Annotated in this window: 14 protein-coding genes; 3 read left to right on the forward strand and 11 right to left on the reverse strand. The window is 48.2% G+C overall.

Translation table 11 applies throughout. The annotated features are described in order from the left end of the window. Positions 1-38 precede the first annotated feature (38 nt). From EL268_RS27785 to pstB (EL268_RS27805), 5 genes are all read right to left on the reverse strand, one after another. Entirely contained in the window at positions 39-1,658 is a 1,620-nt protein-coding gene (locus tag EL268_RS27785) for a GMC family oxidoreductase (RefSeq protein WP_106652681.1), read from the reverse strand. Then, positions 1,645-2,247, reverse strand: a complete 603-nt coding sequence (locus tag EL268_RS27790) for a gluconate 2-dehydrogenase subunit 3 family protein (RefSeq protein ID WP_106652680.1) — start codon at positions 2,245-2,247, stop codon at positions 1,645-1,647. Before EL268_RS27790 ends, EL268_RS27785 begins: the two co-directional genes overlap by 14 nt. A 27-nt stretch (positions 2,248-2,274) precedes the next feature. Then, positions 2,275-2,664, reverse strand: coding sequence for a hypothetical protein (locus EL268_RS27795; protein WP_106652679.1), 390 nt, complete (start codon positions 2,662-2,664; stop codon positions 2,275-2,277). A 136-nt stretch (positions 2,665-2,800) separates the two neighbouring features. Next, positions 2,801-4,093 (reverse strand): arsenic transporter, encoded by a 1,293-nt coding sequence (locus tag EL268_RS27800; protein WP_106652678.1) that lies wholly within the window; start codon positions 4,091-4,093, stop codon positions 2,801-2,803. A gap of 76 nt (positions 4,094-4,169) precedes the next feature. After that, positions 4,170-4,922 (reverse strand): phosphate ABC transporter ATP-binding protein PstB, encoded by a 753-nt coding sequence (gene pstB / locus EL268_RS27805; RefSeq protein WP_106652677.1) that lies wholly within the window; start codon positions 4,920-4,922, stop codon positions 4,170-4,172. Positions 4,923-5,156: 234 nt separating this feature from the next. Between pstB (EL268_RS27805) and EL268_RS27810 the strand changes: the two genes are divergently transcribed. After that, complete coding sequence (locus EL268_RS27810; protein ID WP_106652676.1) at positions 5,157-7,202, forward strand: methyl-accepting chemotaxis protein; 2,046 nt, start codon at positions 5,157-5,159, stop codon at positions 7,200-7,202. Between the two features lie 60 nt (positions 7,203-7,262). After that, positions 7,263-7,655, forward strand: a complete 393-nt coding sequence (locus EL268_RS27815; RefSeq protein WP_232030117.1) for a hypothetical protein — start codon at positions 7,263-7,265, stop codon at positions 7,653-7,655. 70 nt (positions 7,656-7,725) lie between these two features. Here the strand turns inward: EL268_RS27815 and pstB (EL268_RS27820) are convergent, their stop codons facing one another. The 4 genes from pstB (EL268_RS27820) to EL268_RS27835 all read right to left on the reverse strand — a co-directional run bounded on the left by pstB (EL268_RS27820) (position 7,726) and on the right by EL268_RS27835 (position 11,376). Next, positions 7,726-8,499 (reverse strand): phosphate ABC transporter ATP-binding protein PstB, encoded by a 774-nt coding sequence (gene pstB / locus EL268_RS27820; protein WP_047073985.1) that lies wholly within the window; start codon positions 8,497-8,499, stop codon positions 7,726-7,728. A gap of 19 nt (positions 8,500-8,518) precedes the next feature. Next, complete coding sequence (gene pstA, locus EL268_RS27825) at positions 8,519-9,409, reverse strand: phosphate ABC transporter permease PstA (RefSeq protein WP_017247277.1); 891 nt, start codon at positions 9,407-9,409, stop codon at positions 8,519-8,521. Then, positions 9,410-10,357, reverse strand: coding sequence for a phosphate ABC transporter permease subunit PstC (pstC, locus tag EL268_RS27830; RefSeq protein ID WP_106652675.1), 948 nt, complete (start codon positions 10,355-10,357; stop codon positions 9,410-9,412). 89 nt (positions 10,358-10,446) lie between these two features. Continuing rightward, positions 10,447-11,376: a phosphate ABC transporter substrate-binding protein PstS family protein gene (locus tag EL268_RS27835; RefSeq protein WP_106652674.1), complete on the reverse strand. Its 930-nt coding sequence runs from the start codon at positions 11,374-11,376 to the stop codon at positions 10,447-10,449. 180 nt (positions 11,377-11,556) lie between these two features. Between EL268_RS27835 and EL268_RS27840 the strand changes: the two genes are divergently transcribed. Beyond that, positions 11,557-11,760, forward strand: a complete 204-nt coding sequence (locus tag EL268_RS27840) for a DUF378 domain-containing protein (protein ID WP_106652673.1) — start codon at positions 11,557-11,559, stop codon at positions 11,758-11,760. A 576-nt stretch (positions 11,761-12,336) separates the two neighbouring features. On the opposite strand, the gene EL268_RS27845 is transcribed toward EL268_RS27840, so the two are convergent. Next, positions 12,337-12,885, reverse strand: coding sequence for a GerMN domain-containing protein (locus EL268_RS27845; protein WP_106652672.1), 549 nt, complete (start codon positions 12,883-12,885; stop codon positions 12,337-12,339). A gap of 14 nt (positions 12,886-12,899) precedes the next feature. Then, entirely contained in the window at positions 12,900-14,555 is a 1,656-nt protein-coding gene (locus EL268_RS27850) for an N-acetylmuramoyl-L-alanine amidase family protein (RefSeq protein WP_106652671.1), read from the reverse strand. Positions 14,556-14,593: the final 38 nt, after the last annotated feature.

Below are 14,593 nucleotides of genomic sequence, written 5' to 3' on the forward strand. Positions count from 1 at the left end.
TGGGGAAGATAGGAACGCAAAAGTTATGTGAACCCTGCTTATACATCTTGCTTTTTCATCGCCTCAATGATCTTGTCTGCCGTGCGTGCAGCCAGCGCCATGACTGTATTTGTCGGGTTGCTGCCACTCGAGGTAACGAACGTAGAAGCACCCGCTATGAAAAGATTGGGTATGTCATGTGACTGCCCATATTCATTCACAACAGAGGTTTCCCTGTCATTCCCCATCCGGCATCCCCCCATGAGATGAGCAGTATCAGACACTACATGCTCCGGATGTCCCCCTATCGCTTCAATAATCCGGTTCATTTGCCCAATGGCATGCTTGTAAAGCTGTTTGTCGTTTTCCTGATAACTGAACGTCACCGTAGGGATCGGCATTCCGTATTCATCTTTTTCCCCTGAGAGCGTCACTCTGTTATCAGGATGAGGCAGCACTTCCCCTACCAAGGTGATCCGCGCATACATATTGTAATCCAGCATGGTCTCTCGAAGCTGTTTTCCCCATAAATACGAGCCATCTTCCCTCTCGGCAGCAATGGCAGCCGCCATCCCGACCGGACGTACCCCGTGTGCACTCAATGTATATCCGCGGGCAAATCCTCGTTCCCGGTCCGTCTCATAAAAATGCTGGGTCAAGGCAAGGACAGGTGTTCCCTTATACAATCGCACTTCCTCCGGGAGTCGTCCGTATACATCATGACTGGAGTGAGGCATAATCGCTTTTCCTACCCATCCACTTGAATTCGCCAGCCCTTGCGGAAACTGAGCATTCGCCGAACTGAGCAGCAATCGGGGAGTCTCCACCACGAAACCGGCCAAAATGACCACACGAGCCATTTGCCTGTGCGTCAAACCATTATGATTGAACACCACACCGCTGACCCGGTCGCCAGCCATCAAAATTTCCGTCACCATGCAGTCGGACAGTACCTCTGCCCCCTCCGCTATCGCTTTGGGGATATGATGAATCAACCCGCTGTACTTAGCATTCGGCATGCACCCTTGATTGCAAAAGCCACGATTGATACAGGGTGGACGTCCATCAAAAGGAGCCGATAAAATCGCCAAAGGGGCGACCACACTCTCGATGCCCAGCTTCTCGCACCCTTCCCGGAACAGCTGGGCATTGGCACTGATCGGCTCCCGAACAGGGTACGGATACGGACCTTGAAAGGAGCCCCACGGAAAATGATTCGGACCTGAGACCGCAATCTCCCGTTCTATCTTGTCGTAATACGGGGCAAGATCCTGATATGTAATCGGCCAGTCTTCCCCTACGCCGTCTACGGTCTTTGTCTTAAAATCACTTTCGTGGAAACGCAGGAACACCCCTGTAAAATGCACGGTGCCTCCCCCAATTCCCCGTCCTGAGTTGTTATGTCCCAAACGCAATGGGTCATTGCCTGCTACCAGCCTTGTTTCCTGCCAGGCCAATCTCCGCATCGACAGCTCATCACTGGCAAAATCGTGTTGCGGGTCCCAAAACGGCCCTGCTTCCAGTACGACTACACGCAACCCGGCCTTTGCCAGCTCATAAGCCAGTACGCCCCCTGCCGCTCCAGCACCTACGATGCATACATCTGCGTCATCGGCATATTTTCTTTGATCCACAGGAGTGGGGCGATGAGTAATCGTATGATGGTCATGACTCGTCATTTGCTTTCGCCTCCCATGGGTCCGTCAATCCTTTTTCCACCCGTACATAGCCGCGCGGATAAGCTGGTCCGCCATAGCCGATATCTGACCAAACCAACGGATGAGAATAGTACGCACTAACTGTGTCATGCAGCAACCGCTTGAAAAAATCTGCGGGAGCAAAGTCTTTCCACGCCTCCTGGTTTTGGATGCCCCCATTCGCAACATGCTGAAGAACGGCTTCCTGCTGGTCTAGCTTCAACGCAACAAAGTCGGTTCCATAAGCGGCATGACTCTCCGCATCAATCCCTTTCAAGCCTAAGCGGTAGAGCTCTTTTTTTGGTGGAACTCCGACCTTTCGTTGCGACTCGCCGATATTACTAGCCGTCGTATCATCCAGATGCTCCACCACAAAGGTCAGCACCTCCAAACGGTGATCATTGACCAATACGCCTACGACTGTCTGTAAAAGCAAGGATTCAGGCTTCGTAAAAAATTGATTGGCAATCGCGGGCATTCGTCTGGCCCCTACCACTTTCCTGGTGTGAGCATCCCACTCTGTATGTTGGTCCCAAACATCATAGGATGGGTAACGTCTAGGCTTCACCATGTCCTCTCACCCCTTCGATAACGTTTTTTACCAAAACAGCGCGAGAAGCCCCAATGCTGCAATTGCCGTGATCAGTAAAGGAAGAATCACAGGAGGACCGACGAGAAAATTTTGACTTTGCGAATAACCTCCCACACGCTGTCCAACCCCGACCGTATGCAAATAGGCTCCGTACACGCCACCAGCCATGCCGACCACCATCATCAAGGCAAACACCCAACGCAGCCACCCCGCATTCACAAACGATAAAACAATAGCAGTAACCGCAAATACAGGTAGCTCAAGAACGGGAATCCACATTGCCCAATGTCGGAAGTTTTGTCTGGCGTGAAAAAGTGTGACCTGAACCGCAATCAGGGCAAACGCCAATCCAGCAAAAAGAATCAGTACGCGTTCGATCGGCCAGCCATGCCACATGGAAACATCCTCCTTTTTACGTACGTTGCGCCTATTTTTTCCGTCCTTGTCAGGTCCTATTCTGCCCGTTTCACTGCGAGCAGCGTGATGAATAGAAAAAGGCCTGCTGACTATGAACCAGCAGGCTTTTCATTCCCTATGAAAAATAAACCAATGTCAGATACAATCCAAGCAAAGTTACCGTCAATGTCGGTACGGTCAAAATAACCCCCGTCCGAAAGTACTGTCCCCACGTAATCGTCACATCTTTGCGTCCCAAGACATGCAACCAGAGCAAAGTCGCCAGTGATCCAATCGGGGTCATTTTCGGCCCCAAATCGCTCCCGATCACATTTGCGTAAATCATGGCTTCCCGCAACACTCCGTCTGCCTGTGTCTCTGCAATCGCCAGCGCATTGAACATGACTGTCGGAAGGTTGTTCATAACAGAGGAGAGAACAGCAGCGAGAAAGCCCGTCCCCAAGGTCGTTGCCAATAAACCATGCGCCATGAACCAATCCAAGGTGTCCTTGACCAAGTCAGTCAATCTCGCGTTGTGCAGCCCCCACACCACGACATACATGCCAATCGAAAAAACAACGACTACCCACGGTGCTTCTTTCATAATCCGCCGCATGGCGATTGCTTCACTTTTTCTTGCAGCCAGGCAAAAAATGATAGCTGCCCCCGCAATGATGATAGAAACGGGCGTATGGATGGACTCGCTAATGAAAAAGCCAATCAACAAGACCGCAAGAATCGGCCACGCCAGGCGAAACATTCTGTGGTCGCGAATCGCTTCCTTCGGATTTTTCAGATGGGAAAGGTCAACCTGCGCCGGGATGCTTTTGCGAAAATATAGGTACAAAACCAGCAGACTTCCACCAATCGAAAACAAAGTCGGAATGATCATTTTCGCCGCATACGCAGCAAAGCCAATATCAAAATAGTCAGCGGAAACAATATTCACCAGATTGCTAATCACAAAGGGTAAAGAACTCGTATCTGCAATGAACCCGCTCGCCATGACAAATGCCAAAACCGTTTTCCCATCCAGCTTCAGTGCCCGCACCTGTGCCAACACAATCGGTGTCAAGATCAAGGCAGCCCCATCATTCGTAAACAAGGCGGATACGAGTGAACCAAGCAGGATCACATAAACGAACATAAGCCGCCCATTTCCTTTGGCAAATCGAGCCATATGGAGCGCAGCCCATTCAAAAAAACCGATTTCGTCCAATACGAGCGAGATGATAATAATCCCGATTAACGCTAGTGTCGCATTCCAAACAATGGAGGTTACCTCTGCGACATCACTGATTGTGACTACCCCGATCGCCAAGGCCAATAGTGCTCCGCCGACTGCCGGATAGCCAATCGACAGCCCCCGCGGTTGCCAGATGACCAATGTCAACGTGATCAGAAAAAGAAAGAATGAAATCCAAACCACTGCATGTATCTCCTTTCCAAAAACCAAAAAGAACGGACCTCGAAAGTCCGCTCTCCTACCATACTACAAATTGAAATTATCCGAAACGTCCAGTAATGTAATCCTCTGTTCTTTTGTCACGAGGATTTTGGAAAATCGCCGGGGTACTGTCAAACTCGACTAGCTCTCCATTCAAGAAAAACGCAGTCTTATCGGAAATACGTGCTGCCTGCTGCATGTTGTGCGTCACGATTACAATCGTATAACGGTTCTTTAGCTCTTCCAACAGCTCTTCGATTTTGGCTGTCGAAATCGGGTCCAGGGCAGAGGTTGGCTCATCCATCAAAATGATCTGTGGCTGAACAGCGAGTGCCCGAGCGATGCAGAGGCGTTGCTGCTGTCCACCGGAAAGACCTGTTGCTGGCTTTTTCAATACATCCTTCACTTCATCCCAAAGGGCTGCTGCCTTGAGGCTTGTCTCTACCAACTCGTCCAGCTTGTTGCGATCGTTCATGCCATGAAGTCTCGGCCCGTACGTGATGTTGTCGTAGATACTCTTCGGAAATGGATTCGGATGCTGAAACACCATGCCGATATTTTTGCGAAGTCGCTCAACTTCTACCCGATTACCATAAATATCCTCATCGAACACTTTTACCGTTCCCGTAATTTTGGTGTTCGGGACAGAATCGTTCATTCGATTCAACGTCCGCAAAAATGTAGACTTACCGCAGCCTGACGGACCGATTAAGGCTGTAATGGAGTCAGACTCTACATCCAGATTTATATTATAGAGGGCTTGCTTATTACCGTAGAAGAGATTCAACTCTCTCACCGAAATAACGCTCATACGGTCTTCGCTCCTTCGTGGTTGTTACGTCCTTTTACTTCCCCACTATAGCGCACCAATGTTAGGTTTCCGTATGAAGTTTATTAAGTTTCGATAAAGATTTTGTCTTAGGACTTTTTACATAGGTCATCTTACATTAAGTTATGGTAAATCTTGCTCGTAAAGCATATACGCTCCCCTGGACTAACCCTACAATGAAGCTGAACGTTTTGACAAATAAGGGGAGAACAATCGATGGCGGGCATAAAAAAGATATGGGGTCACTCGTCGTTTCATTATCGTTCAATCTTCACCAGGCTGTTTGCGGGCATTATGGGAATGGTAGTCTGTATAATGGCCATTGCCGCATTCTTCATCAGCTATCAATCGCAAGCCACACTAAATGAAAAAACAAAGCAGCAATTACATGACGCATCCGGTGCCGCTTTACAGAACGTACATAGCAGGGTCTACGACATCGTGACCGCCTTGCAATCATTTGCTTCTACTTATAAAAACAGCACGGTTACCAACAGCCAAATATTTGGCATCTTTACGGATATGACGATCAACAATCCTACTATTTCCGAATTACAGATCGTTACCACAGACGGGCGGTATTTGACCTTTCCCGGATCACCGCTCGACAGCTCATATGATCCGCGAAAAACAGACTGGTATGAAGGAGCTTTGAATCAAACGCAGCATGCTGCTTTTGTCTCGGACGTCTTCCAGTTTTCCGAGACGGAGTTTCCGAAGATTGCCGTCTCCCTCCCCTTGCGCAACGAAGAGGAGGAGTCTGTCGGGGTAGTCGTGGCTTTTGTCTCTGTCCCGAAGCTGAGCGAGTCAATCGGTCAGATTAAACTCGGGGAAACCGGGTATGCCATGATCGTGGATCATCAAGGAAAGCTGGTCGCTCATCCCGATCAATCCTACGCGTTGCAGCGTCCCCTTCTCACTGAGCTTCCGGTCGTGCAAAATGTCATCGCCGGTCAATCTGGCTACGAACCGAGCAAGATCAATGGAATCGATTCTTTTGCTGCTTATCAATTCGATCCATCGTTGAAATGGGGCGTAATCGTCGTTCAGTCTGTATCGGAGGTAAAACAAGAGGTCCGTCGCCTACAGCTAACCATTTTGGCCGTCTCATTGGTTGGACTCGTGGCACTCGCATTGTTGCTGTATGTGTACGTACGCAGAATTATCAATCCGATCAAGGAAGCTCAGCAAAAAATGACAGCCTTTAGCGAGGGTGATCTCCTACAAACGATGCAGGTACAGAGCAATGATGAAATACGACAGCTCGCTGACAGCTTCAATCGAATGAGTGAACAAATCCGGACGATCATCGGTAAAATCCAGTATGTCATCTCAGACGTCAAACAAGTAGCCGATCATGTAGGAAAAGGCTCTCGCCATTCGCACGCGATGCAGACCGAGGTCGTCTCCGTAACTGAACGACTCGCCCAAGAAATGGATAACCAGCAGGAGCAGATTGAAGAAATAAACCTCACGATGAACGAGATCACACAAGAAATGTCCCGCATCACGAGCTCGATGGAAGAAGCGATCTTGCAAAGCCAGGAATCGCGTGAACAGAACGCCATGGCTGCAGCCTCCATGAATACGTTAAAGCAAAATATGCACAGCATCTCGGAAGACATGAAAGCCTCCATTCAAGCTATGTCTTCCATGCGAGAAAGTATGGGAGATATCAACGAAATGCTCGGCTTGATATCTGCTATCTCGAAACGAACGAAGCTCTTGTCCTTCAATGCCCGTATTGAAGCTTCAAGAGCGGGTCAAGCAGGAATCGGTTTCAGTGTCGTCGCGGATGAAATCCGCTTGCTGTCCGATCAGACCGAAGAGGCATCGGCCCGTATTCAACAGGTAATCGCATCCGGGGAAGAGAGAATGGAGCACGTAGCTGCGTGCTTGGAAACGACCGATCATGCCACTGTAAATGGCATTCAAACCTTGCATCAAGCAGCTTCTATTTTTAACAATACCGTACAGCTCAGCGAAGCTCTTACAGCACAATTCGAGACCATCAGAGCACTCACAGGAACGATTTCTGCGCAAAGCCAAGTCATTTCACAGCGGGTCGATAACCTGTCTGCTTCTGCCCAGCAAGTCGTATCAGGCACACAGCAAGCGGTAGCCGCCAATCAAGAGAGCCTCTCCTTATCGGAGCAATTTCTCGATGACTCCCTGCGCCTGACAGAAATCGTAGAGGATCTCGAGCAAACCATCAAATTTTTTCGAGCGGGAGAAACAACCCTTTCTTTGAAAAATTCATGATATCATAAAGTGAATGTGAACTTTTCACAAACCTATCCTGTGAAAGGGGATGTCTGGATCTTGGATAAGCGTTCCATTCACTTTTATGTCATTGCCCTACTCGTACTGCTAGCAATGTCCCTACTAACATTTATCAAGGTCTTTGTTCATAGCCACTATCTGCGTTACTTGTTTGTCGCGATATTTTTTGTTGGCTTGATTGTCGGTTATGTACGATATGTGATGAGGGTCAAAAGCGAGAATATGCAGCATCAAAGCAAATGGTACAAATATGGATTTATACTTGCTTTTGCCCTCATCTATATGGCTATCAAATATGGTGTAAAAGCTGTTGTAGGTTATGAGGCTTCCAGCGAAGACTACGGCACTGTCATCGCGTTCTTTTTCCTGGGTCTGTTTATTGCCTACTATGGTCTTTATTCACGGTATTTGAAGAAAGCCCAAAACGAATAGAACAAGAAGCCCTCCAGCAAGCTGATGTGAGATGATTCGCTTGGGAGGGCTTCTTTATTTCTATTCGCTATTAACCAAATCGTCCGCTAATATACGCTTCGGTTTTTTCGTTTTCAGGTGATGTGAAGATTTTCCCCGTCTCATCCATCTCGATCAGCTCACCCATCAGGAAGAAGGCGGTTTTCTCAGAAATTCGCGCTGCCTGATGGAGGTTATGGGTAACGATCACGATCGTATACTCATCTTTTAGCTGCATGACCAGCTCTTCGATTTTCATGGTAGAGATCGGATCGAGAGCGGAAGCCGGTTCGTCCAACAGCAAAATGGTTGGCTGCATCGCGATTGCACGCGCGATACAAAGCCTTTGCTGCTGTCCACCGGAAAGGGAGAGCGCAGAGTCGCGAAGACGATCCTTTACCTCATCCCAAAGCGCTGCTTTTCGCAGGCTCGATTCAACCAATTCATCCAAATCACGCTTATTGGTCATCCCGTGGAAACGCGGTGCAAATGCGATGTTTTCATAGATCGATTTAAAAAATGGATTCGCTCTTTGGAACACCATTCCTACCACTTGACGCAGGCTCTCGATGTTTACTTGCGAGCTGTTAATGTCGATACCATCTACAATAATGGAACCCTCTACACGACAAGAAGGAACCAGATCATTCATCCGGTTCAAGCTCCGTAAAAGCGTCGATTTCCCGCATCCGGACGGACCGATGAAGGCCGTCACGGAGTTTTTTTCTATATCCATTGATATATTTTTTACGGCGTGCTTCTCTCCGTAGTATACATTCACGTTATTCGTCTGAATGATCGTTTCTTGCATGGTCAGTACGGACATGACTGCCACCTACCTCTTCTTAGTTTGATCCTGACGTCATCTTTTTGTAAACCCAATTCCCGAACCAACGAGCGGAAAGGTTAAAGAGCAAGACGGCAATAATCAGAACAGCAGCCGCGCCATCTGCGACATCACGCGCATCCGGTGTCAGCCCCTCGCTGTTTACCTTCCAAATATGCACGGCCAATGTCTCGGCAGGACGGAACGGGTTCAACGGTGAGGTCGTACTATTCAATGAGAAGTCGGTGAAATCCAGATTCGGTGAAGACATCCCTGCCGTAAACAGCAAGGCAGCCGCTTCCCCAAATACACGGCCAGATGCCAGAATGGCACCCGTAATGATACCTGGGAGTGCTGCTGGAAGGATGACAGACACGATGGTACGCCATTTGGTAATACCAAGCGCGAGGCTCGCTTCCTTTTGACTGCGTGGTACGTTGCGCAGTGCATCCTCTGTTACACGAACCAAGAGTGGCAGGTTAAATACCGTCAGCGCAAGTGCTCCACCAAACAGGGTATAGCCCCAGCCAGTCATGTTTACAAACACGAGCAATCCAAACAAACCAACTACGATAGACGGAAGGGAAGACAATACTTCTATACTCATGCGGATAAACTGTGTAATCTTGTTATCCGGCGCATATTCAGCCATATAAATGCCTGCTCCGATCCCGAGCGGCAACGCGATCAGCATGGTCAGGACCAGCAAGTACAACGAGTTGAAAAGCTGTGGTCCAATCCCGCCACCCGCATTGACGATATCCGGCGGAGAGGTCAAAAAGTCGAGATTCAGCTTATGCCAGCCTTGTGAGAGAATGAAGCCCAACAATCCCACCAAGGTACCGATAATCAGTACGGCAATCAGTGTCAAAACAACAGTAGCAGCACGGTCCATCAGTCTCGCTTTCATCTATTTCGCCAACCTCTTTCTGCCCAACAGGCGCAAAATCACGATAAAGACGAAAGACATCGCCAAGAGCAGCAAAGCCATTGACCAGAGAGCATTGTTATACGGAGTTCCTTGAATCGTATTCCCCATATTCAATGTAATACCGCTAGTGAGCGTACTGATTGGTTCGAGCAAACCGCCTGGCAGCTTCGTTGTATTACCAATAACCATTTGCACAGCCAAAGCTTCTCCAAAAGCGCGAGACATTCCCAAAACAATGGCCGTCAAACAGCCAGGAAGCGCGGAATGCAACACGACATTCCAAATGGTTTGCCAGCGAGTAGCACCCAGTGCAAGCGAAGCGTTGCGCAAATCTTGCGGAACAGCCTCAATAGCATCTGCTGCCACACTCGTAATGGTTGGCAAAATCATCAGGGCAAGAACTAGTCCCCCTGCCAATAAGCTGAAGCCAAGAACATCAAATTGTTCGCGAATAAATGGAACAAGCAAAGTTAGTCCAACATAACCGTAAACGACCGATGGAATACCAACCAACAGCTCGATTACCGGCTTCAACACTTTTTTCCCGAAGCCAGGAAAGATCTCTGTCATAAAAATAGCGGCGCCGATTCCGAGTGGCGCGGCAATTAAAGCAGCCAGTGCCGTTACAAAAAACGAACCAAGAATAAAAGGCAACACACCATACGCGGATGGCTCACCTTCTGGGTCCCATTTGTCATGGGTTAAAAATTCTTTGAAGCTTACTCCATCGACGAAGAACGTCGACAGCCCTTTGGAAGCAATAAAATAGGTGATCGATAAAACAACAATAACGAGCAAACCCGCACAAATCATCGCGATGGTTTTGCCGGTAATATTCTCTGTCTTTTGACGCTTGTTCGTTGTCAGCATTTTTTGCGCAATCATCGATTTACGCTCTGTATTTACCCCTTCAGTACGATGGCTCATGTTCTCCCTCCTGGAAAGAAAACGACTGTACGCAAGCAAAATGAGGGGAAGGCCCCCCTACCCCTCTATTTTGCTGTTGACGATAACGCTTATTTTTGTGTTACTTTGCCTTCTGCATCACGTTCCACTTTCATATCTGTGATTGGCAGGAAGCCCAATTCTGTTACAGTTTTCTTTTGTACTTCGTCAGTCAGGATGAAGTCGAGGAATGCTTTTGCATCGCCAGTTGCTTCACCTTTGGTGTACATATGCTCGTACGCCCATACTGGATATTTGTTCGTTGTAATGTTTTCTGCGTTTGCTTCCACGCCATCCAATTTCAGAGCTTTTACAGAGTCATTGAAGTAGGACAGTGCCAAGTAACCAATTGCACCTGGTGTTTCAGCAATGATTTTGCGAACAGTACCGGAGGAATCCTCTGTGATACCTTCTGCTTCTTCTTTGCCATCCAACGCGAATTTGCTGAATGTCGCGCGAGTTCCGGAAGATTTCGGACGGTTAACCAGCGTGATCTTCATATCCTCGCCGCCAACGTCTTTCCAGTTGGTGATTTTTCCAGTGAAGATGTCGATCAATTGTTGCTTGGTCAAGTTGTCTACTTTTACTTGCGGGCTTACCGCTGCTGCCATACCGACAACCGCTACTTTATGGTCAACCAGTTCGTTTGCTGGAATGCCTTTTTTCTCTTCTGCAAAAATATCGGAGTTACCAATCGTTGCTGCACCGCTTGCTACTTGGCTCAAGCCCGTGCCGCTTCCTCCGCCTTGTACTTGGATTTGTGCGCCTGCATTTTTTGCCATAAAGTCTTTGGCCGCTTGCTCGACCAGAGGCTGTAAAGCGGTAGAACCCACTGCTGTTACAGGTTCACCGGAAGGTTTTGTTGTCGAACCAGAGTTGCTTTGCTCCTGGGCTGGTTGTTGCGCTGGTGCTGGTGTCTGTGCAGTGTTGCCGCTTCCGCACCCCGCGAGTAATGCCCCTACACATGTCAGCGCAATAAACATTTTGCTGAGTTTTTTCATTTGATGAAAATCCTCCTTAAAAGGTTCGGTTTGTTTTTCTCTCTTACAAGTACAAACTATACAGGGGGAATGTTGTCGTATTATGTTGTGAATGTAAAGCTTTCTTAAAGATGGAGAAATTCCTGTTGTAAAACTGAAAACATGGGAATAATGTCCCTATTCTTTTCTGGGGGTGTCCATATGGATCGACTGGCCTTGCTGTTTGTTATCATCGGTGCCCTGAACTGGGGATTAATCGGGTTATTTCAGTTTGATTTAGTCGCAAGCTTGTTTGGTGGAGCGGAGTCGATTGTAAGTCGAATCGTGTATACGCTGGTAGGCTTGTTTGGGGTATATGCTATCAAGTTTCTATTTACGGATCGGGAAGAAACACCAACAACATAAAAAAACTATGTCAGGCTGTTGAGGAGAGGAGGAAACAGGAGAAAACGCTCAGCTTCTTGTCCCACCCGCTGAGGGATTCACTGCCCGTCTCCATGCAAAAAGCGAAACCGCGTCCAAAGTAGTTCTTTCAGGGTGTATTTCAGAGGTGGACGCTTAAGAACGTGTTTCGCTTTTTGCATTCCGTCTCGGTCGGTGTACCAAAGATCTTCGCTTATTTCTCCTGTTTCCTCTACGAGCTTGCCGTGCTTAAACGGGTCTTAAAAGCATTAAAAGATTGAAGAATGTAATCAGTCACGACAGAGAAGAATATTTCCAGACGTAGCGACTTGTGGAGTCCTACCAAGCGGAGAAGCGATTAGCGGGCAAAAGAAACGCAACGTGCCCATGCGACGAAGCGGCTACCACTTTTGCGTTTCCCCGCTAATCGCTTCGGAGCGGGCAGTCTTGACCCCCAGCAGGACGGAGCCTGGAGCCTAGACTGGAAATATTCTTCTCTCCACGACAGCCACTGTAAACTTATCCACGAAAAAAGCGGCACATCCTGATGAACAGGGTGTGCCGCCTTTATGGTGATGATTAATTGTCCCGTTTCAGTGGCTCGGAGAGATCTACGTGTCCCATCAGCGTTACTACTTTCTTGCCATCCTCCAGGAAGACAATTTCCTTTACTTCCGAGAACTGAAAGAATGTATTCTTCAACGCATCCAAAGCCATCGTCTCGCCACTTGAACCCATGTTGAACTGATTCTTGCTATCTGCATCAATCGTCAGGGTTCCTTTATCAAATGTGATTGAATGGTACTTGAAGTCTTTCCACAGCGGAATGTGCACGTCTGGCTTTACAGGCGACTCCAGCAGGGCAAGTGTCTTTTTGTACTTCTCGATATCTTCTGCAAACGTGATCTCTTGCTCTTCTTTTTGCATCTCCATCACATTATTATCCGAATAGTAAACGGTGACCATTTGCTTTTTCAGAGTCGGCTCTGTTGTCGATGGATCAGTGTTTGAACCAGATGGCTGTTCTACTGGTGTGGTTGGCTGTGGTGTTTCAGTCGCGTTTTGCCCACATCCGGCCAAAAGCAGCATCACTAACGCTGCCATCCAGATCACTCGACTTTTTTTCATCGTGAAAAGCCCCCTTACTGATAAGACTCGTAGTATTCACGAATAGCCGCAACAATGGCTTTCGCGATTTTATCTTGGAATGCCGGATTCGTCAGCTGTGCATTCTCCTGTGGATTGGAGAGAAAGCCAGTTTCGGTCAACACAGCGGGCATATTTGTGTTTTTGATCACATAAAAGCCGCTCTTCTTGACGCCTCGATCCGGGAACTGCGTTGCCCCACGCAAATGTTTATGTACCACTTGGGCAAAGTCTTTACTGTTTTCATTATAATAGAAGGTTTCCGTTCCTGCAGCCGTTGGTTTCGGGAATGCGTTGGCATGAATAGACAAGAACATGTCGGCATCTAACTCATTGGCAAAAGCAACACGCTCTGACAGTTCATAAAACACATCCGTTGTGCGTACGGGAACGACTTGAAACTCTGGATATTGCTTCAGCAAAGCCACAATTTTATTGGAGACAGCCAAGTTGTAATCTTTTTCATTGTTGCCAGCGGAGCCCTTCGTGCCTGGGTCTTTCCCTCCGTGACCGGCATCAACGACGATCAGGTAGCCTGTTTTCTTCGGTTTTGGCGTCAATTTTACTTCGATACCATCTTCCGTGTAAGCCAACTCATACTTGCTCTTTTGGTTCAGTTCAATGACAACGCGAACCGTGTCCGGAGATGCACTGTATTGGCTGTAACGCAGATCAGCAATGAGAGGTTCTTCTTTCGTTTGTTCTGCCTGATTCTGTTCATCAGAATCAGAATCTGTGTCTTGGTCTTCCTCATCAGCGGAGGCCGTTTCCTCGGATTCGCCTACGCTATCATTTTTCTCGTCTTGCCGTTTGAGATCTTCGATTAAATCGTCATCCAATGCTGTTTGTGGGAGATCCAAGACGATCCGGTGTGGACCTGTCATTACAAAGGACTGAGGAATTACAGGTATGGTCGTCTCAATACGAACACGGTCGCCGTCCTCAGATACATCTTTCAAAATATTGAGGCGATCGATCTCAACCTGATTATTTTTCTTGTCCCACGCAAATGACCCTCCAAGCTCGTCCTCCAATTGACGTAATGAGAGGACCAACTGATCATCAATCGTCATCCCTCGCTCAGGTCGTTTCCACGCAAAGCCTTTTTGTCCCACTTGCTCAGCTACAGCCTGTGCGGACACGTACATCGTGTCTTCCACTTGATACAGCTTGATCGGCTGGGTTGGTGCCTTGCCATTCAGCTTGACCTGTGGTGTTTCGTTCGCAATGACAGTTCGTGTGCTGTTGTCCCACCCGACTGTAACGCCAAGCGACTCCCCGACAAAACGCAGTGGCAGCAGCATACGCTTTTGTGAAATAACAGGCGGCGTATCGAGCTTCACTTGCTTGCCGTTCAACACTGCTGTACGGGAGTCAAGTGTAAGGGAGAGATGCTGCGTGCCTTTGGTAATGACAGCTGTTCGAGTAGCGTCATTCCAATCCACTTTTGCACCTAGCCCTTCGGCGATGACACGGACGGGAACCAACGTGCGTCCATTCTTGATGACTGGCGGCACTTCAGCATTCACTGCTTGTCCACCAATCATGAGATTGACAGCTTCCTCTGAGGCACTGCTTGCTGCAACCGCCCAACTGGGGATTAGCAGCAGGACCAGCAGCGCAAAAAGCAGAGGGTAAAATCGTCTCTTCATCCTGACCTCCTCCGTGATGTCTGTTTTCTTTCGTTATG

Source organism: Brevibacillus brevis (assembly GCF_900637055.1).
GTDB classification, from domain to species: domain Bacteria; phylum Bacillota; class Bacilli; order Brevibacillales; family Brevibacillaceae; genus Brevibacillus; species Brevibacillus brevis.